The following is a 19,258-nucleotide window of genomic DNA, read 5'->3' on the forward strand; positions in this document are numbered from 1 at the left end:
GATATTGTTTATAAATGAACCATTATAAGTCGAAATCTGATTTTTTTGAGTACCGCGTTTTATCTTATCACATATTTTGGTAAATTAAAAGAGATAAAAAGTAAACAATAGTTTCATTTATGAACGAATCAAAGCAGGAAAAGTACAAAAGTATTCCGGCCGTTCCATTCCCTGCCGGAATACTTTTGCTTTTTTTAACTTTAACTTTACAATAATCCTAAATTCATACTAATTAAATTTGTAGATAATTTCTTTGCTATTGGTACAGGCCAATAAATCTTTTTCTGTTTCTTTAAAATTCCTTTCATAGGTTTTGTCACAGGTAACTGTAATCAATTTCATCTCATCTTTCATGGACATATTGTGCTCCGACTTATATTTACGAACCTCCATAATTAATCGCTTTAACTCTTCTCCAAAGGTCAGGAGCTCCTGATTAACACTTTCCTCCCCATCCCATTCCAAATTATGAATGGATATCTCCTTTTCCCTTTCACGGTAAAATTCCTGATAAATATAATCGGTAATATGAGGAGTATAAATAGCATAAAGTTTCAAGATACCTAATAAGGCATGGTATATGGCATATTGCCCGGATTTTCTTGCTTCTGTTCCATGTTTATCCGGTTGATAGAGCCTTTCCTTTATGATCTCAATATAATAATCACAGAAGTCTTTCCAGAATAAATCATCCATTTCATGCCTTGCCTGCCCAATTTCATATTCATCCAATAGAGCTGCCGATTTTATGGTGGTTTCTTTAACCCGTTCCAGTATCCATAGATCAACCGGTTTTAATTTGGGTTTATTATTTATGTCTACATCTTCTAAATGGGATAAAACAAATCTGGATGCATTCCATAGCTTAGTGATAAACCTTTTTGAAGTTTTTAACTCTTCTTCGCTAAAGAAAGTATCCGTACCTAATTTGGAATTAGCAGCCCAATATCGCATAACATCTGCGGAATGGTTATCAATTAAGTTGATCGGGGAATTTTCTGCATTATTCTTTGATTTACTTATCTTTTCACCTTTTTTGGCCAATACGAAACCGCTGATCATAATATCTTTCCACGGTATCTGGTTGGTATGGTACAAACTTTTTACAATGGTATAAAATGCCCAGGTACGAATGATTTCATGAGCTTGTGCTCGCATTCCCATAGGTAAAATAATATCCCTTCTGTCATCTTCCTCCCCAAATCTGGCATTAATAAGAGGTGTAACGGAAGAAGTAGCCCAGGTATCAAAAACAGCAGTTTCCGGTATAAATTCGGAGCAGCCGCAACTGCAGGTTTGTTTTGGTTTATTTTCCAAAGGATTAACCGGAAGTTCCTCCTCATCTGCAAATACTGCCCTGCCGCATTCCTTACAATACCATACCGGAAAGGGCACCCCAAAATATCTCTGCCTGGAGATACACCAATCCCACTTTAAATTTACTACCCATAACTGATATCTGGTTTTCATACTTGCTGGATACCAGTTAATTTCATCCGCTGCTTTTAGGAATCTTTCCTTATCCGATAAAATATCAATATACCATTGGCTGGATGGAATGATTTCAATCTCCTTTCCACAGCGTTCATGAACAGCAACGGTGTGGGTGATTTCCTCCTGTTTTATTAATAAGGACTTTTCCTTTAAAAGACGTATCATCTCCTCTCTTGCTTCTTTTACTTTCATACCACCCAGGTAAGGTACTTCCTCACTGATTTTTCCATCTGGTTTTATTACCTGTTTTAATGGAAGTTTATATTTTTCAAACCAAACCGTATCCGCAGTATCTCCAAAGGTTGCACACATAACAACTCCGGTACCTTTCTCCATACTTACTTCTTCATCCGCTAATATAGGTATTGTAAAATCATAAAGAGGAACCCTTGCTGTTTCACCTATATAGGAAACATACCTCTCATCACTGGGATTAACAAACAGGCATACACATCCATATAATAATTCCGGACGGGTTGTCGCAATGGTAAGTGCTTCCCTATCCGTCTTAAATTCCAGATAATTAAAGGTACTGTCTAAATCTTTCGTATCCAGCTCAGCCTGTGCGATAGACGTCTGACATTCCGTACACCACAAAACCGGTGACTCTTTTCGGTATGCTTTTTTCATTTTAACCAGTTCTAAAAAAGAACGTTGGGATATTCTCTGGGTTTTTGGTGCGGCCGTACGATATTGCTGATTCCAGTCAACACTAAAACCAAGAGATTCCCACATTTGTTTAAATTCCTCTTCATATTTTTCTGAAACAGCCATACATTTTTTCCCAAATTCACTTCTGGGCAGATCTTTGGCATGAATTTTTTCAGATTTTTCAATCAGCCGTTCTGTTGGTAAACCGTTATCATCAAAACCAAAGGGGTAAAATACGTCAAAGCCCTGCATTCTTTTAAATCTTGCTATCATTTCTGCCTGGGTATAGGAAAATACATGGCCTATATGAAGGTTTCCGCTTACTGTTGGCGGAGGGGTATCAATGGAAAATACCTTCTTTGTTCTTCCATTCTGAAATCCATAAATCTCATTCTCTTTCCATAACTTTTGCATTTCTTTTTCTGCTTTTTTAAAATCATACTTTTTATCCATGAAAATACCTCCTTCTATTTGCAGATACAAGCAGAACGTTAAAGATAAGGGAAAAAAAATCGCCCTAAGCTTTACGCTTAGGGCGAACTAACGTGTCCGTGGTACCACCTAAATTCAGTATAATACTGCTCTCTGTCAGTACGGGAAAATAAATTCCGATACTGCTTTCCCTGATAACGGTGGAAATTTCCGTTGGAGTCTACTAAGATAATACGGATTATCCGTTGGATCCAAAGCTCAAAGGCTACTTCCCTGCTTCCATTACGAAGATTTTCACCAGCCATCTTCTCTCTGTGCATCCGGATAAGCAAGTACTCCTCCTCATCAACGCTTTTGCCTGTAAATGTTAGTTACATTATAGCATTTTGGATTTCATTGTCAATCCCTTTTATTTGTACGTGGATACATGTCTTTATTTGGACTTCCATAGACCGTTAAACGGTTCTGACATACCTAATTATTTCCGGTATACGAGCTGATACCGCCTGTTACATTAATTACATCAAATCCCTGCTTTGATAAAAACTTACAGGTCTGACTGCTTCTTACTCCTGATTGACACATGATATAATATGTTTTGTCTTTATCCAAATATTGATTCGGGTTATTAATTAGATTATCCATAGGAATATTTTTTGCCGTTTTTATACTTCCCGTTTTATATTCATATGGCTCCCGTATATCTATAATATCTGCCTTTCCGATTAAATTATCCAATTCATTTGCAGATACGTTTTTTCCCGAAACTTTTTTTAATAATCCCAGCATAGATTACCTCCTAAATAAGTCATATGATAGGAACAAAAACCTGTTCCTATCATCAGATGTACGGCGGAAAAACACCGCCTTTTAGTTCCTATAATCCTATGTACGCATTTAACAGCGCCTTTTATAAATTATATTATGCCGCAATTATATTGTAATTATGAATCAACTTCCGTAACCAGGTTACGAAAGTTTCTGCTCCGCTGCTATACGGTTAATCATCTCAGAAGATATTATCATTAATACAATAAAAATTAATAAAAAGAATGGTAATATTATTATTCCCGTAACTTCCGAGAGAAATCCAAATGCGGGAGGCATAAAGGTACTTCCTACATAAGCAAAAGCCATCTGTATTCCCATAATCGCCTGGGATATTTCTTTACCAAATCTTCTGGGCGTCTCATGGAGCATACCAGGATATATGGGAGCACATCCTAATCCGATAAGAATAAATCCCGCTAAGCTAAAATACTTTGAGAAAGGCAGTAGCAAAGATATTCCACCTAAAGTACAGATTGCCTGACCTAATCGTATTAATGATATATTGTTCATTTTCATTGCAAGAAAACCGGATAAAAATCTGCCTGCCGTAATACCTAAATAATACAGGGATACCCATTTTGCCGCAGTATTAGCAGATAATCCTAAATGTTGCACAAGAAATGTTCCTCCCCATAAACCGGTTGTGGTTTCCACCGCGCAATAACAAAAAAACGATAACAGAGCTGCTTTTGCTCCTTTCATCCCAAATAACATAGGTATGGTTGCATTCTGTTTCTCTTCCTGTGTTAGCTCCGTTTTCGTTTCAAAGGATTTCCATATAGGTAAAGATAAAAATAATAAAACGACCAATATGATTTGTATTACGGATACGGTAAGATATCCTTTGTTCCAACCGCCGGTTTTAGTTAAAAACATTGACATGATAAAGGGACCTGCAGTTGCGCCGATTCCCCAGAAACAATGTAACCAGTTCATGTGATTTGCTTTATAATGTAATGCAACAAAATTATTAAGGGCAGAATCAACGGAACCGGCTCCAAGCCCTAACGGGATTGCAAAAACACACAACCAGATGAAATGGGGCATAGCATAAAACCCAAGAAGTGCAAAGCCTGTCATAAAAACACTGATTGCAGTAACTTTACCTGTACCCAATCTTCTGATTATTTTTTCACTGAAGAAGCTAGAAATAATTGTTCCCCCTGATATAATCATGGTAATAATACCGGCAAAAGATACCGGAACCGATAATTCCGTATGCATAACCGGCCAGGCCGATCCTAACAGGGAATCCGGTAATCCCAGACTGATAAATGCAATATAGATGATAATTAATAATATTGTTGCCATATAAACTTCTCCCTTTTACAATTTAACCGGCTATTAACTTAAATATAGCAGGATTATTCTAATTATTGATTAATCTCTCTGAATACGAATTCAGTATATTAAGATGAATAAATGTCTTTTGATACATTTTCTCAACACAAATTATAATTCAAATTTCCGGATTAGGTAAAACTATTAATTTATACCTAATGTTAAAATAATGCCTGGTTATTCCAGATCTTGTTTCCTACTCATAAACTACCTGCCGTTTGTTAACCAGTTTAAATCAAGCTTTCATATACTAAGTTATCTAATTTCTCATTTAATTTACTATATATTCCCCTCATCCAAACTTCATTGGACAGATTTACAGCATCCTTTCTGTCCACCCACTTCACACCGCTGTTTTCATCTGCTTTTATCCGTAACATCTCGCTGTCATCCGCCTCCAATAAATACGTAATGTTCAGATGCAGATGGGAAGAAACATATTTTTCCCTTTTGACATGACCATTAACACAAAGAATTTCCAGGGAGTAAATATCTGTCAGAACAGGTTTTATATTAATAATTCCCGTCTCTTCTTTTGCTTCCCGAAGTGCTACGGATATCAGGTCTGTCTCTCCGTCCGCATGTCCTCCAGTCCAGGCCCAGCTATCATATATATTGTGGTATATCATCAAGACTTTCGACCGATCCTGATTTACTATCCAGGAGGAGCCCGTTATATGGGCGATTTCGTTCTCTCTTGTAAAAATATTATCAAATAAATCCACATATTTAAGTATAATTTTTCGGTCGTTTTCCTCCTGCTCATTCCATGGGTTATATTGTTTTATTTGCTTGTAGAAATTATTTTTCATCCTAATCCACCCTATTTTCTATTCTTTTGTTTTTCTAATCTTTTGTTTTTATTCTTTTTTTATTCTTTTGTTTTTATTCTTTTGTTTATTCTATATTTTGTTTCTTATAAACTAAATAAACAGTGTTATATTATTTGTTCATTCCTATTGATATCCTATTTCATTGTATATCCCTATTAATAATAATCCATTTATCACCAATAATCAAATCAATATTTTGTGAGTATTTAACCATATTATCAGGATATTAATGTAAACGTAATATCTAACCCTTTGCTTTTAACTTACCTATAAACCAGATCTGGAAAATAAGAATCAAAACACCCAAGATATAAAATACCTTTCCTAATCCGATATAATCTCCAATAAAACCGCAAATAGGGAAAATAACTATCATTGCAGCCGAAAACATCACGCTGCTCACAGATATAATCGTAGCTCTCTGCGCTGACGGTATTAACTGATTTAATGCGTTGGATGATATGGGATATAATAGTGATCCAAAAAAACTCTGGATTAAAAATGCGGTAATTGCCATATATGTATGATTTAATCCAAATGCTGCAATAAAAACTGCTAATCCCGATGCACCGATATATTTCTCTTTCTCGCCAAACATACGGCTGAACTTTTCTGCGGATAATGCTCCAAAAGACGCAAAAATACCGCTAAGTAATATAACAAAAGAGATCTGTATTTTATTTAATCCTAAATTATATAGATGCTGTTGACCATAAAAGTATGTTGCCGTTGCAAAAGCAGTTACTACCGGATAAAATATCAGTACACGTCTGACTGGTTTATTTTGTTTAAAAACAGCTACGCAGGTTATAAAATGTTTCCTAACCGTACTTTTCTCCCTATTTTCCCTATCAAGCAATGCTTTGGGTTCGTGAAAAAAACTCCCGTTAAATAATGCCGTCACACTGATTATCATACCTGCCGTATATGCGTAGAAATAAGAAATTTCAGCTATGATTCCGCCTAAAAAGGAGGCAAAACCACTTGCCGCTTCCTGTATAAAATTTAACCTGCCGTTAATCTTTAAAAACTCTTTTTCCCTTTTCAGTTTTTTTAAACTATCATAAACGAGAGCCTCTTCGGACCCTGAATTTAAATTATAGCTTAAAGCGGAAAAGGCAAAAGCTAAGCAGTAACCCCAGAAGTGATTACTTGTTATCATAAGAAATCCGGATAGAACTGCAGAAAGTCTCCCAAATATTATGGTTCTTTTTCTTCCTACTAAATCAGCCATAGCCCCGGTTGGTACTTCAAAAAAGAAACTGATAATGTGAAAAAATCCCTCCAGAAGGCCAATTTGACCTAAAGACATACCTTTATAACTCAAATATAAAACCCATATTGCCCCGGTCAGGTTGAAGCTGGAAATAAAGCGATATATATAATCTGTTTTAATATTACGACTTAAACCACGGGTATCTTCCTTTGTAGATTTCTTATTATCAGTGAACTCACTGCCAACAGCTATACTATAAAGTGTTTTAATTTCGTTTTTTTTATTTTCACTGGCTACATTTTTTATTGTTTCACTTTTTATTATTTTATCTTTTACTATTTCATTGTTTCTATTATGAATTTCATATAACTCATTATCTTGAATTTTTATATTATTTTCCATCATACTATCCTTTCCGGTTTTGAATTAGACTTAATAAAAGGATAAGTCCGAATCCTGCCCTGAGGGCTTTTTATTTCGCGTGCGCGTTCAAATTATTGCAAGCAAGCTTACCAATTCTCACTTTGCTTTCGCGAAAATAAAAAAACCTGCTTCCTTTCTATTGGAAACAGGTTACTGCCGGATGTTATAGTATTTCTATGGTAAGAAACAACTAAACTTCCCTAAAAAAGGGCGCAGTAACCCAATTTAAGGAATTTGTTCCGTTAAAAGTGAGACCGCTGCAAACATAAATTCTATATCCTTTTATTTCGGAATTAAGTTTCACGTGTTTCTTTCCTTTCCATAATTGTTCAAATAATACACCATTAATACATTATTTAATATAACATCAACTTATTGTGAAAATCAAGTTTATTTTATCAAAATTATTCCATACAGTTTCATTACTTCTGTTTTACGGCTATCCATACTTCCTGTCTGTTATCCTGCATAAAAGTTTCTATAGCCGGTAAGTCCTCCAGTTGATAACCGGAATTCGGCAGCCATTCCGTATAAAATTGTTTGTAGATTTTCTGTACTGCATCGGGAAGTTCACCGTCTGCATTAAATATAACCCAGGTCGCCTGAGGTAAATCCAATTCTTCCATACCCTCCGGAACCGGGACATAGTTACAGGAAGGATGATCTACATAATTAGTAACCCCGATACAGTAATCCATTTCCTCCGAATTCCCCCATTGTCCCCCTATAGCCATACCAATAAAACCAGCAGGCCGGTAATCCGCTTTCTGGAATAATTCTAAAAGTTTACTCATCGTTCCGTCTTTCCATGCCGTATCCCAAATCTGCGGAATAATCTGAAAGGCATCCGCCGTACTTATGTGTTTTCTGATTCCTGCTATTTTAAATGCAGGCCATTGTTCAATTTGATAATTCATATCATTGGCTCCTTTTACCGTAATCTGAAAAGAGATTTTTGGACAGGATTTTAACTGTACGGTTTGATTTCTTGCTGTGGAGGGCAATACTCCATGAAAATGCTTAAAGGCACGGGCAAAGGAATCCTGCGACTCGTAACCGTATTTGAGGGCAATATCGATTATTCTCTCCCGGCTGTTAATGATGTCAAAAGCTGCTAAAGTCAGTTTTCTGCTTCGAATATACTCCGAAAGCGGTTTATCAGCAATATAGGAAAACATTCTTTGGAAATTATAAATGGAGCAGCCGGCTAATTTTACTATCTCATCATTTACTATTTCTCCGGTCAGATTATTTTCAATATAATCTATCACCTGATTTAAATTTTTTATCCAATCCATTATCTCGCCTCCAGTCCAATGATAACATTTGAAATTCTAAAGTACCCGATTTTTCGTGCCGGATTAAATCGATTCTGTAACTATGATTCTGTATGCAATCTTTCCTAGTATCAGCATATATTTTATGGAGGTGAAAAATATGCAGTCATGCGAACTTGTTGCTACGATTACTGCGATTGCCTGTGCCATAGCAAATAACTGCAGTCAAGATGAAATTTCAGTACTGTCATCAGCCTTTAATCAGCTTGGTGACACATTGGGTACGATTGTCGCACAGGAAGCACTGAATAATGATCGGATTAATACTGGAAATAATCAACAGTGTTCAAGCCAGAATCAAAATACGTATACAAATCAAAAGAATTCAAATACCAATTCAAAAAATACCAATTGTTGTGATTCATGAAATTGAAACCGGGAGAAACACAGTATACAAATTTCTTCCGGTTTACTTCTATCTTTATATCGTCATCTCTACTTCTAATTCCGTCCAGGTATGATTAGGCCATAGGAGTAACGCTAAATCGGTTATTAACTTACAATCATTTATATTTGCTTTTCTTATCATAAACTAATCCTCCAATCGTGAAATTTATACAATCTAAGATTGACAAGTAAGTATAGAACCTTACTTTACATACCTGAATTAACATATAAATATCCTTAAATATTATAATACACATATATAAATTTAACAAAGAATACCTTTAAAGGTTTTCATTTTTTAAAACATCTATGATATTATCCTTACTTGTTTTCCTAACCGCATAAATCATAGTAAATCCGATAATTAAGAATACACTTATAATCGCAATTAATATATTCACCCAGGGTAGGAAAAAGATAAAATCAAAATTACGGCTTAAAGCTTTATAGACCAAATAAATAACAATAAAACTTACCGGCAAACCATAAAGTAATGCTTTTAATCCGTAAAATATACTTTCATAGCGTATCATTTTCTGAAACCCGGCAGGAGTTATTCCGTAGGATTTTAACATTGCAAATTCCCGTTTTCTCATATTAATGCCTGTTGAAATGGTATTAATAATATTAGCCGTACAGACTGTAGCGATTAATATAACAAAACCATATAAAAAGACGGAAAAAATCAAAGACAATCTTTCCTGTTTCTGTCTTTGTGTTATCACATTAAAAGTGTAGCTGTATAAATCCGGATAATTCTTCTTTACTGCTTCTATCTCTTTTTCGAGTTCAGAAGCTTTGTCTGTGATATAATAAACATTTATATTTGGGTAAAGCTTCATACCTGATTGTTCCATTTGATTTACATAGGACTGTAAACCCTGCTTTGATACAAGGATTGTCAAATTCCCAATATACTCCTGATTTCCATACAACATCAAAGGAACTTTATCTGTGATAGCTGCAATTCCGATTTGACCTTCCAGTTTTTTATCTTCGTCATAATAGTAAGTAAGAGGAATTGTATCACCGGGTTTTATCTTCAGCTGAGTTACGGTTGTATATTCATGCTTTTCTTTTAAATTAAAGGTATTGATTAAAATTCCTTTCATTCCATTCGACTTAAGTTTAGCCTCATCTATGCCGGCTTCTTTTGCATATTGGCTTAAAGAGGTATCATCCATGGATATTATCTGAACATCCAGAGAATACTTTCCGTCTTCCGGTTCCAGTCTGCTCTTAATATCATTGCTAACCATACTTTCATTAAGAACTGCTGTGCCGTTTACACTTTCTGTTACAACAGCGTTATTAATATGATTTAAATTGGTTAGTTCATCAGTATATCTATGAATTTTCTCCGAATCTTCTCCGCTCACGGATGCAGAAACATCATAATTAATCGGAGCATTTGCCATAACAAAGGATTCTTTTAAAAATACAGAAAATGCAGATGCTGTCAGGAATAAAACGATACTGATAATCATGGAAAATAAAGTTGCATAATAACGGTGTTTATTCCTCTTTAGATTTTTCAGCCCAAGTTCTGCTTCAAATCCAAATATAATTCTGGTAAGCTTTGAAGTTTTAATATTTTTCTTCTTGATACTAATATCCAAAGTCTGCCGTATGGCATCGATTGGGGTGATTTTGGAGGCCCGTTTCGCAGGAAACCATGCTGAAATAAATAAAAGCAAAATAGAGAATAAAACTGCCCCGACAAAACCATATGTTGAAATTATCAATTTTAATGGAACCGTTACATTAAATAAATTCTGCATAATCGGACTAATTAACCAAAATGTGATGCCAATACCGAGATAACCGCTAACCAGACCAATTGGTATTGAAATACAGCCAATTACGAAACCTTCAAAAAATACGGAATTTCTTTTTTGCCTCTTAGTAGCACCAACACTCGCCAACATACCTAGTGTTCTGCTGCGTTCCGATAAGGATATGGCAAAAGCATTGTAGATTAAAGATACCGATCCCAATAATATAATACTCCCCACGATACCGATAGCGATTGTTAAAGTAGTATTAAATTCCTTATCGTCCGTTATTCCGGCATAAAGCAATAACTCCGAATTATAAGCTAATTTTCCTGCTTTGCTTTCTTCTTTTAGTTTTTCAGACTTGTTGTATATCTTTTTATTTAATTTATTAAATCCTGCATAAACGGTATAAGATTCCTCACTTTTTATATTATTCTCACTGATACCGCTAAAAGCAACATACGCTGCCCTTGAACTGTTTTCCTTGTTTTTTGCATCCACAATACCGGTTATGGTATACTCCTTTTCTCCAGTTTTTGTGAATTCTTCTCCTTTCGTAAAGGAATAAGTATTATCCAATGGAATTTTTACATTATTTTCAACGATATTCCGACCGCCCATTGTAAACTTCACTTTATCACCAATAAGATAAGTAACACCCGATGTTTCTAACATTTGAGTCGTTATCACTAATTCATTTTCATTTTTGGGAAAACGTCCTTCTTTTAATGTGATCGCGGAAAGGTCAAAGGAATTATATTCTAAGATATAAATATATGGCCGTTGGCTGTTTTTCGAACCCGGCAGCTCACCAATACCTGCCGTATGGCTTACAAGACTTTTCTTTATTTCCGGAGATCCTGTTATTTTTTCCACACCGGAACCGGGCACTTCCTCCCATACAGACTGCCAGTTACCCGTTTGAACAATAATACTGCGTTTTAACATATCCATTAAAGAAGCTCCGATGGTAGAAGAAGCAGCTATCATTGCAACAGATATTATGACACCGATGATGGTAACCAGAGTACGGCTTTTATTTTTCTTCATGTATTTTAGTGTCAGTTTGTTAACGATATTCATCTTCGAATCACCTCATCCCTGGTGATTCTTCCGTCCTCAATGGAAATAATACGGTCAGCCTGCAGAGCAATACTTTCATCATGTGTAATCACAAGTAATGTCTGGTTGTAATTTTCATGAAAGTACTTTAACAGCCGGATGATTTCCCCACTGTTTTTCGTATCCAGGTTACCGGTAGGTTCGTCTGCCAAAATAATAGCCGGGCTTCCGATTAATGCCCTTCCGATGGAAACACGCTGCTGCTGACCGCCGGACAGCTGATTCGGTAAATGGTTAAGACGTTCTTCCAATCCTAATATTTTGATGATATTATTAAAATTGTCCTGGTCCACTTTTCGCCCGTCTAATAAAAGGGGAAGTGTAATATTCTCCGTAACATCAAGTACCGGTATCAGATTATAAAACTGATAAATAAGGCCGATCTGTCTTCTCCGAAAGATTGCCAAAGCCGTTTCATCCATGGCATATACGTCTGTATTATCTACAATAACTTTACCTTTTGTTGGGATATCAACTCCTCCCAGGATATGAAGCAATGTTGACTTTCCGGAACCCGAAGGGCCTACAATAGCGAGAAATTCACCTTTATTAACCGAAAATGATATATTATCCAGTGCTTTTACGGCTGTTTCACCGCTGCCATATATTTTTGACAGGTTTTCTACTTTCAGAATTTGCATATATTCCTCCTGATTAATTTAATTAATAGGATTCAAGTGTCAAAAGCCAAGTTTAAATTAATGGTTCGCCATTTGCACAATTTTATTATCAAGTGATACAGAATATAGTTCATTCGCAGCACACTCTCGCTTGGATGAAGTACGTAGTGGTACATAAGGTCCTAAACTACAGGACCTGAGTACCAACGACTTCATACAGCTGCTCATTGAACTATATTCAGTATCCACTACCTTAGAGGTATAGATGTGCAAATTGACGAATTTAAGTTGTATGGCTTTTGACACTCGAATCTTAAGTTGGTTATTTTTTAAGTAACAAATACCATAATCCGAGTATATATGCCTGACATGACTCTCCGGTGACGTTTATCTTACAATTTAGTCACTTAACTTAAACAATCTGCCTGTAAAATTTAATTCGAAATCGGGTGCCGGTCCTATGGTTAGGATCCAAATCAACATCTCCATTCTGACTGTTCAAAATACTCTTAGACATGGCCAGTCCGATTCCAATACTGTCAGTACCGGCATTTTTTCCTTTATAAAAGCGCTCAAAAATATGAGGTTTATCCTCCTCTGCTATCCCCTCTCCATTATCTGTTATGTCGATTTCCGTATATAAAGGGTTTTGCAGGCAGGTTATTTCTATGGAACCTCCCCTATCCGTATGTTCAATACAATTCTTAATTATATTGAGGATAGCCTCAGTAGTCCAGTTAAAATCACCCTCAATAAATATATCCTCACTGCAGTTTACAATAAGATTTTGTTCTTTTAATTCTACCGGTATTAAGAGAGGTTCAACCGCTTTATCAATCAGCCTGCGAACCTGGATATTATCCCGTTTAAATGTAACAGTCTGAGCATCGATTTTAGACAGCTTTAATAAAGACGTTACTAACCACTCGATACGTTTAAGCTGATTTGTTATCTTACTTAAAAATTCTTCCTTTTTTTCCTCAGGTAAATTCGGATCGCTTAATAGATCCGTCATCACAAACATGGAGGTTAACGGAGTTTTTAACTGATGAGATATGTTGGATAGGGTTTCCGATAAATATATCTTATCTTTTTTCAATAATTCTGATTGTTCATATAAAGTTAAAGTAACCTTATAGATATCATTTTTAAGAATGCTTAATTCACCCTCAACATTATCACGGATGTCCATCTGCTTCTGTCCTGTATAGACGGATGCAAGATACTTGGATAACTTTCTGATATTCTCATACCGTCTCCGGGTAAAAAGAAAAAATGCAATAAAAATAGATATCAATGAAATAAATGTAAGAATACCTGCTGTAAGATTAATATAACTAACAGCTGCTACGCTGATTACTCCGACAAACCCGCAAAAGAGATATAAAATTTTAATTTCTTTATTTCTTAACATAGTAGTTCCCGCTCTAAGCTTCTTTCCGTGTATTCCCCATCCGGTATCCCAAACCCCGTACCGTAACTATTATTTTGGGATTCTGACTATCCTCTTCTAATTTGTCACGTAAGCGTTTGATATAAACAGACAGTGTATTATCATTAATAAAGTCTCCGTCAATATCCCAAATGCCCTCCAGTAATTGATTTCTGCTGAGTACCTGTCCCATATTATTTAATAATACCAGGAGCAGGCGGTATTCTAAAGAAGTTAGGAATACTTCCTCTCCGTTCCGGTACACTTTAGCCTGTTTCGTATTAATCAGAATATTTTCCAAGCGGTAAACATCCATCACATTATCCAGCTTCTGATAATGTCTTAATGCAGCTTTTATCCTGCTTATCAATTCCCTGATCCGAAAGGGTTTGGTAATATAATCATCAGCTCCCATGTCCAGTCCCATAACAACATTTACCTCATCATCACAGGCAGTTAAAAATATAACGGGAGCATACTGCTTTTCTTTTATATTTCTGCAAATTTCATAACCGCTCCCGTCCGGTAAGGATAAATCCAGAAGGTATAGGTCAAAGTTTTCACCTGATTTTTTATCCGCTTCCTTTTTATTTTCACATAAGGTGACTTCAAATCCTTCACTGGTCAGCGAATATTCCAGCCCTTCTGCTATGGTTTTATCATCTTCTACAAGTAATATTTTCATTGATATCCCAGCTCCTCGTCCTTAATCCCACCTAATATCAGACATCCATTTACCTTTTTAGTCAATCCGGTTATTCAAATTATGTAGTCAAAAATTAGAATCTAACTTTGCATATCCTTTTGTTCTTTTAGCCGGTCCATTACCAGTGTATCCCGAAATATCCAGGGAGTATGTTCGGAATGGTTAATTATGGTGTTATTTTCAATCGCTTCCTCCAATGTTGTCCATTTTAATTCATACCCATATTCTTCCTCATAATCATCCAGTTTTCGTTCCCCTTTTTCCGGAAGTATGTCGCAATAATAGTAATAGGATAACTGTTCAAATATTTTACATTGCTCATTATCTTTTTTTATCTCCTTAAATTTACCGTAATACTTTATGGTTTCAGGGACAACCATTAATCCTGTCTCCTCCAAAACTTCCCGAATCAGAGTTTCCTCCCTGCTTTCCCCCGCTTCCATTCCTCCTCCGGGAAATTTATATTCACCATTTTTCCCGCTGTGGATCAGGGCAATTTTCCCATCTGACTCAATTATTCCCCTTATTGCTACCCTGGTAATCCTGTCCCATTTTTTATCATAATTTTTTCTATCCAGAATTCCGATATAATCCGAAGCATTTTCGCCTGCTGTATAATACATTTTAGTAACCTGCCCTTATATTTTTTTATAAAACCATTTGCAACAATTAAACAAACCAATATTTTCCACGAAAGAGAGTTTGCACTTGTTAGTTATTTACCAAAAGCCTGCCTTTCCCTGTTCAGTTCTTTATTTAACTCTAAGGAATCCCATGTTTTATTTTGCGAGGTTACGATTGCTTTTAGAAAAACCGGTTCAATATGCTGTATTTTAAACTCTTTTAAAAAGGTATTAAGAAGAGTTTCCGAAAATTCACTCATTACCAGCATTTCATCCATAAAAGGGTCATCTGTAAAAATCTCTCCTTTTGATGAAATATCCGGTAATCCGGTCAAAAAACCTATCGCTTCCTTGTATTCGGAAACCGCAACATGTTTCACTATTATATTTAATCTGCTGCAAAGCTTCTCAATCTTATTTCCCTTAACATTTGCCAAATTGTAAAGTAATATCTTAGGTTGTTCCATAATTCCTCCTTATAAAAAGCTTCTATGCTATTTTTTATAACCAATTTATCAATATTTTCATTATTTCTATGTTCATTGATTTCATTCAATATTAGCAATTGTAGCATACGCTGGAAATTATTTCAATGTGGCCCACCTGTATGTAAATAAAAAACACCCTGAAAGTTAATTATTATAATTCATTAACTTTCAGAATGCCTGGTTTAACATAAAACTTCAAATTTTATTTTTAAAGTTATGGGATGATTAACGTCTTGCAATTACTTTATCTATCAAACCATAATGCAAAGCTTCTTCCGCGCTTTTAAAATTATCCCTGTCCGTATCCCGTTCAATTTCTTCTAATGTTCTGCCTGTATTTTCAGAAAGGATACGGTTTAATTTCCTTTTGTTGTTCAGAACATATTCCGCTGCAATCCGAATATCACTAGCCGTACCTTTCGCTCCTCCGGAGGGCTGATGTATCATGATTTCCGCATTGGGCAGAGCAAATCTTTTTCCCTTGGTCCCTCCTGCTAACAGGAAAGCTCCCATACTGGCAGCCATTCCGATGCATATGGTGGACACATCACATTTAATATATTTCATGGTGTCATAAATTGCCAAACCTGCCGGGACAGAACCACCCGGGCTGTTGATATACAGAGATATATCCTTGTTTGGATCCTGGGCTTCCAAAAATAATAACTGGGCTACCACTAAGCTTGCTGAATTATCGTTTACTTCTTCCCCTAAAAATATAATACGGTCACTTAAAAGCCTGGAGTAGATATCATAACTTCTCTCTCCTCTGCTGGTTTGTTCAACTACATATGGAACTAGACTCATGCTGCCATCTCCTTTTTCGTGTAATTATTAAGATAAAATACCGTACTAACGCAACTTTTCTGTCCGCTAGGAAGAATGCCGTATTGCGTCTGTAAGGGTACAAATATTCCATTTGCCCTGTAATTCAGGGGGTTTGTAAATATACCTGCCTGAAAGCCAGTGTAAATGCCTGCTGGGAATCATATTTGGCTTCCAGGGCAATCTCAATAATAGGGATATTCGTATAAACAAGCTGTTTAGCGGCTTCTGTTAAACGGCGCTTTTGTATATACTTATGCATAGTACATCCGACTGTTTCTGTAAAGATTCTATTTAAGTGATACTTCGAATATCCAGTGAACTTAGCAATATCATTAAGCTTTAAATCGTCTTTAAGATGCTCTTCCATGAAATTTATGGTACGTAAAATTATATTTGCCGTATCCTTCATCCTATACCCCCATGCATTTTACAAGTTTACCTGCGAAACTGCCAAATTAGAAAGTGAAAATGCTTTTAATTTTCTCACTAACACCTCCCGTGGATTTGTTTTTATCATTATATCAGAAAAATCTTTCATTCTCTTAATAAAAAGTGCTATTTTATAATTCTTTTATATTTATATCTTTTTTTAGAATAAATAGATTATTTTTCACTCATACTACCGTTTAGAAATCTGCAAATATAATGGGAAAGGATGTGTCAGAATGGAAACAGGCCATTTTACTGATTATGAAATAGCGAATATTAATGATTCCGCATTAAAACAAATCTCCGAATTAGAGAAAAACATGTGCGCTGATACGAATAAAAATATTGTTTTAATTGCTTATCAAAATAAAGATGGGAATAAGAAAGAAAGTTAAATATCAAAAAGTACTAGTCTCGCCTATTTGACCAAAGAACTAATATAAATACTAGCAAGTATCTCTAATTTTTTAGAAACCTCCAATCTGATTTAATAAAAAATCACTCAGTTTGGAGGTTTCCATTATGTCTAAAAGAAGCTTTATAATCTCCTGTATTTTTTTAATGCTAACACATTAATAGCAAATAATGCAGCAATGTATAGGATGGATCCGGCTACCCACGGCAAAATTTCCAAGAAACCTTTTCCCTGTATCATTATCTTTTCCAGGGAAGTACAGCCATAATAAACAGGGATCAGATAACACAATTTACCTAATCCAAAGGGAATCGTATCAAGGGGTATCAGTCCCGAATAAAAAATCTGCGGAATTAAAACAATCGGTATAAACTGCACCATCTGTAATTCATTATTAGAAAATATGGAAGCTAAAGCACCGATGGATACGGCTGAAAATGACATTAAAATCATAACCAGGATACATAACAGGATGGAACCCTCCACCTGCAGCTTTAATACATAAACGGAAAAGAGAATAATTAAAATACTCTGTATGGCTGATAATACTCCGTACCCTAAGGTATATCCTCCGATTACTGCAAAACGGCTGATGGGGGTCATAAGCATTCTCTCTAAAGTCTGTCCAAAACGTTCCCTGACAAAAGACATTCCGGATAAGATAAATACAAAGAAAAAGGAAAGGACACCCAAAAATACATAACTTAAGGAATCCAGCTGATTGTTTTCATTCGTCTCGTAGATATAGGATATATCCGGTACAGTCTGGCCTTTATTAAAAACCTGGTTCGTCTTCTGTATGGCCTGTATGGCTGCCGCTGACTTTGAGTTTTTTTCTAATAAAGTGATATGCAGACCTGAAGTATCTTTCCATAAGAAAGCATCTGCTCCCGCCTCTTCCAGGTAATTCCGTACATCCGGTTTTTCATCGACTATAGTTACCTCAGCGTTTTGTTCCAATTCTATGATATAGGTTTGATCCATATCATAAACTGCAATCTTCGGTACATAATCAGAATCACCTAAAATAAAATACAGGAGGGTCAGTACTAATAAAGGAGCAAATAATAATAATCCTAAAGACCTTTTGTCATTTCTGATTTGATATATAATACGTTTCCAAATACTTAACATAATGATTCCTCCCCTGTTTTTTCATCCATGAAAAACAATTCTTCTATTTTGCCGTTAGGAGTGCTGTCAATCAGATGATCTATTGTGTCCGAAGCGATAATATGTCCATTCCTTAATAATGCCGCATTATCACATTCCATCACTTCATCCATAACATGGGTAGTGACCACTATTGTTTTTCCCTGCTCTTTTAACTTTTTTAAATAATTCCATATTTGCTTTCGTAATACCGGGTCTATTCCTACTGTTGGTTCATCCAGAAGCAAAATATCCGGTTGGTGAATAAGTGCTACCGCGAGTGAGATTCTCTTTTTCATCCCTCCCGAGTAATTCCGTATCAATTTATTTTTCTCATTGCTTAAACCAACAATACTTAAAATCTGTTCGGCATTTTTCAGAAATTCAGCTCTTTTTACTTTTTGCAAACCTGCAAAAAACTTAAGATTATCCCAGGCAGATAATTCCTCATATAATGCATCATTTTGAGGCATAAATCCTATGGCTTGGAGTAGTTTTCTATCCGGCATAGATTTTCCATCAATATTTACCCCTCCTTTATCTGCCGGAATCGCTCCCATTATAATACGCAGCAGGGTAGTCTTACCCGATCCGGAAGCTCCCAGCAGACAGACAATCTGCCCGGAGTCAATCGTCAACGTTATATCACCTAAAACCTGATGTTTCTGAAAAGATTTACTGACCTGATTCACTTCTATCTTCATATAAAAACCTCCTGTC

The 19,258-nt window shown here is 35.7% G+C and carries 18 protein-coding genes and 1 other annotated feature; of the genes, 2 read left to right on the forward strand and 16 right to left on the reverse strand.

Features of this window, described 5'->3' with window-relative positions; all coding sequences use genetic code 11:
- Positions 1-228 precede the first annotated feature (228 nt).
- The 6 genes from Ana3638_RS24285 to Ana3638_RS24310 all read right to left on the reverse strand — a co-directional run bounded on the left by Ana3638_RS24285 (position 229) and on the right by Ana3638_RS24310 (position 8,519).
- Positions 229-2,598, reverse strand: a complete 2,370-nt coding sequence (locus Ana3638_RS24285; RefSeq protein WP_161840326.1) for a valine--tRNA ligase — start codon at positions 2,596-2,598, stop codon at positions 229-231.
- 75 nt (positions 2,599-2,673) lie between these two features.
- Positions 2,674-2,935 (reverse strand) — a binding site (T-box leader).
- Between the two features lie 116 nt (positions 2,936-3,051).
- A complete protein-coding gene (locus tag Ana3638_RS24290) occupies positions 3,052-3,366 on the reverse strand; it encodes a rhodanese-like domain-containing protein (protein ID WP_161840327.1) in 315 nt (104 codons plus the stop codon).
- 180 nt (positions 3,367-3,546) lie between these two features.
- Positions 3,547-4,719 carry an MFS transporter gene (locus Ana3638_RS24295; RefSeq protein ID WP_161840328.1) on the reverse strand — a complete coding sequence of 391 codons (1,173 nt, stop codon included), beginning with the start codon at positions 4,717-4,719 and terminating at the stop codon, positions 3,547-3,549.
- Between the two features lie 260 nt (positions 4,720-4,979).
- Entirely contained in the window at positions 4,980-5,561 is a 582-nt protein-coding gene (locus Ana3638_RS24300; protein WP_161840329.1) for an NUDIX hydrolase, read from the reverse strand.
- A 265-nt stretch (positions 5,562-5,826) separates the two neighbouring features.
- Entirely contained in the window at positions 5,827-7,203 is a 1,377-nt protein-coding gene (locus Ana3638_RS24305) for an MFS transporter (RefSeq protein WP_161840330.1), read from the reverse strand.
- A gap of 440 nt (positions 7,204-7,643) precedes the next feature.
- Complete coding sequence (locus Ana3638_RS24310; RefSeq protein WP_161840331.1) at positions 7,644-8,519, reverse strand: AraC family transcriptional regulator; 876 nt, start codon at positions 8,517-8,519, stop codon at positions 7,644-7,646.
- A 139-nt stretch (positions 8,520-8,658) separates the two neighbouring features.
- Here Ana3638_RS24310 and Ana3638_RS24775 point away from each other — a divergent pair, with 139 nt between their 5' ends.
- Complete coding sequence (locus tag Ana3638_RS24775; RefSeq protein WP_202621670.1) at positions 8,659-8,925, forward strand: DUF6774 domain-containing protein; 267 nt, start codon at positions 8,659-8,661, stop codon at positions 8,923-8,925.
- 301 nt (positions 8,926-9,226) lie between these two features.
- Here the strand turns inward: Ana3638_RS24775 and Ana3638_RS24315 are convergent, their stop codons facing one another.
- The 8 genes from Ana3638_RS24315 to Ana3638_RS24350 all read right to left on the reverse strand — a co-directional run bounded on the left by Ana3638_RS24315 (position 9,227) and on the right by Ana3638_RS24350 (position 16,951).
- Positions 9,227-11,806 (reverse strand): ABC transporter permease, encoded by a 2,580-nt coding sequence (locus Ana3638_RS24315; RefSeq protein ID WP_161840332.1) that lies wholly within the window; start codon positions 11,804-11,806, stop codon positions 9,227-9,229.
- The gene (locus Ana3638_RS24320; RefSeq protein WP_161840333.1) at positions 11,803-12,486 is read right to left on the reverse strand and encodes an ABC transporter ATP-binding protein; all 684 of its coding nucleotides are present in this window, start codon (positions 12,484-12,486) and stop codon (positions 11,803-11,805) included. The genes Ana3638_RS24315 and Ana3638_RS24320 overlap by 4 nt, the downstream gene beginning before the upstream one ends.
- A gap of 391 nt (positions 12,487-12,877) precedes the next feature.
- On the reverse strand, positions 12,878-13,879 hold the full coding sequence (locus Ana3638_RS24325; protein ID WP_161840334.1) for a sensor histidine kinase: 1,002 nt from the start codon (positions 13,877-13,879) through the stop codon (positions 12,878-12,880).
- Between the two features lie 13 nt (positions 13,880-13,892).
- Positions 13,893-14,582: a response regulator transcription factor gene (locus tag Ana3638_RS24330; protein WP_161840335.1), complete on the reverse strand. Its 690-nt coding sequence runs from the start codon at positions 14,580-14,582 to the stop codon at positions 13,893-13,895.
- 101 nt (positions 14,583-14,683) lie between these two features.
- Positions 14,684-15,226 carry an NUDIX domain-containing protein gene (locus tag Ana3638_RS24335; RefSeq protein ID WP_161840336.1) on the reverse strand — a complete coding sequence of 181 codons (543 nt, stop codon included), beginning with the start codon at positions 15,224-15,226 and terminating at the stop codon, positions 14,684-14,686.
- A 92-nt stretch (positions 15,227-15,318) separates the two neighbouring features.
- Positions 15,319-15,693 (reverse strand): DUF3783 domain-containing protein, encoded by a 375-nt coding sequence (locus Ana3638_RS24340; RefSeq protein ID WP_161840337.1) that lies wholly within the window; start codon positions 15,691-15,693, stop codon positions 15,319-15,321.
- A 246-nt stretch (positions 15,694-15,939) separates the two neighbouring features.
- The gene (gene clpP, locus Ana3638_RS24345) at positions 15,940-16,521 is read right to left on the reverse strand and encodes an ATP-dependent Clp endopeptidase proteolytic subunit ClpP (RefSeq protein WP_161840338.1); all 582 of its coding nucleotides are present in this window, start codon (positions 16,519-16,521) and stop codon (positions 15,940-15,942) included.
- Between the two features lie 124 nt (positions 16,522-16,645).
- A complete protein-coding gene (locus tag Ana3638_RS24350) occupies positions 16,646-16,951 on the reverse strand; it encodes a helix-turn-helix domain-containing protein (RefSeq protein WP_161840339.1) in 306 nt (101 codons plus the stop codon).
- 256 nt (positions 16,952-17,207) lie between these two features.
- Here Ana3638_RS24350 and Ana3638_RS24780 point away from each other — a divergent pair, with 256 nt between their 5' ends.
- On the forward strand, positions 17,208-17,366 hold the full coding sequence (locus Ana3638_RS24780) for a hypothetical protein (protein WP_202621540.1): 159 nt from the start codon (positions 17,208-17,210) through the stop codon (positions 17,364-17,366).
- 143 nt (positions 17,367-17,509) lie between these two features.
- Here the strand turns inward: Ana3638_RS24780 and Ana3638_RS24355 are convergent, their stop codons facing one another.
- Complete coding sequence (locus Ana3638_RS24355) at positions 17,510-18,520, reverse strand: ABC transporter permease (protein ID WP_161840340.1); 1,011 nt, start codon at positions 18,518-18,520, stop codon at positions 17,510-17,512.
- Positions 18,514-19,242 (reverse strand): ABC transporter ATP-binding protein, encoded by a 729-nt coding sequence (locus tag Ana3638_RS24360; RefSeq protein WP_161840341.1) that lies wholly within the window; start codon positions 19,240-19,242, stop codon positions 18,514-18,516. Before Ana3638_RS24360 ends, Ana3638_RS24355 begins: the two co-directional genes overlap by 7 nt.
- Positions 19,243-19,258: the final 16 nt, after the last annotated feature.

The sequence above is a fragment of the Anaerocolumna sedimenticola genome (assembly GCF_009931695.1).
GTDB lineage: Bacteria > Bacillota > Clostridia > Lachnospirales > Lachnospiraceae > Anaerocolumna > Anaerocolumna sedimenticola.

Bases quoted from the DNA above. Each gene is read 5' to 3' on its own strand.
- Ana3638_RS24330 (WP_161840335.1), bottom strand. From the start codon at position 14,582: ATGAAAATATTACTTGTAGAAGATGATAAAACCATAGCAGAAGGGCTG.
- Ana3638_RS24775 (WP_202621670.1), top strand. From the start codon at position 8,659: ATGCAGTCATGCGAACTTGTTGCTACGATTACTGCGATTGCCTGTGCC.
- Ana3638_RS24355 (WP_161840340.1), bottom strand. From the start codon at position 18,520: ATGTTAAGTATTTGGAAACGTATTATATATCAAATCAGAAATGACAAA.
- Ana3638_RS24325 (WP_161840334.1), bottom strand. From the start codon at position 13,879: ATGTTAAGAAATAAAGAAATTAAAATTTTATATCTCTTTTGCGGGTTT.
- Ana3638_RS24315 (WP_161840332.1), bottom strand. From the start codon at position 11,806: ATGAATATCGTTAACAAACTGACACTAAAATACATGAAGAAAAATAAA.
- Ana3638_RS24295 (WP_161840328.1), bottom strand. From the start codon at position 4,719: ATGGCAACAATATTATTAATTATCATCTATATTGCATTTATCAGTCTG.
- Ana3638_RS24300 (WP_161840329.1), bottom strand. From the start codon at position 5,561: ATGAAAAATAATTTCTACAAGCAAATAAAACAATATAACCCATGGAAT.
- Ana3638_RS24285 (WP_161840326.1), bottom strand. From the start codon at position 2,598: ATGGATAAAAAGTATGATTTTAAAAAAGCAGAAAAAGAAATGCAAAAG.
- Ana3638_RS24350 (WP_161840339.1), bottom strand. From the start codon at position 16,951: ATGAAGGATACGGCAAATATAATTTTACGTACCATAAATTTCATGGAA.
- Ana3638_RS24335 (WP_161840336.1), bottom strand. From the start codon at position 15,226: ATGTATTATACAGCAGGCGAAAATGCTTCGGATTATATCGGAATTCTG.
- Ana3638_RS24320 (WP_161840333.1), bottom strand. From the start codon at position 12,486: ATGCAAATTCTGAAAGTAGAAAACCTGTCAAAAATATATGGCAGCGGT.
- Ana3638_RS24340 (WP_161840337.1), bottom strand. From the start codon at position 15,693: ATGGAACAACCTAAGATATTACTTTACAATTTGGCAAATGTTAAGGGA.
- Ana3638_RS24780 (WP_202621540.1), top strand. From the start codon at position 17,208: ATGGAAACAGGCCATTTTACTGATTATGAAATAGCGAATATTAATGAT.
- Ana3638_RS24290 (WP_161840327.1), bottom strand. From the start codon at position 3,366: ATGCTGGGATTATTAAAAAAAGTTTCGGGAAAAAACGTATCTGCAAAT.
- Ana3638_RS24305 (WP_161840330.1), bottom strand. From the start codon at position 7,203: ATGATGGAAAATAATATAAAAATTCAAGATAATGAGTTATATGAAATT.
- Ana3638_RS24360 (WP_161840341.1), bottom strand. From the start codon at position 19,242: ATGAAGATAGAAGTGAATCAGGTCAGTAAATCTTTTCAGAAACATCAG.
- clpP (WP_161840338.1), bottom strand. From the start codon at position 16,521: ATGAGTCTAGTTCCATATGTAGTTGAACAAACCAGCAGAGGAGAGAGA.
- Ana3638_RS24310 (WP_161840331.1), bottom strand. From the start codon at position 8,519: ATGGATTGGATAAAAAATTTAAATCAGGTGATAGATTATATTGAAAAT.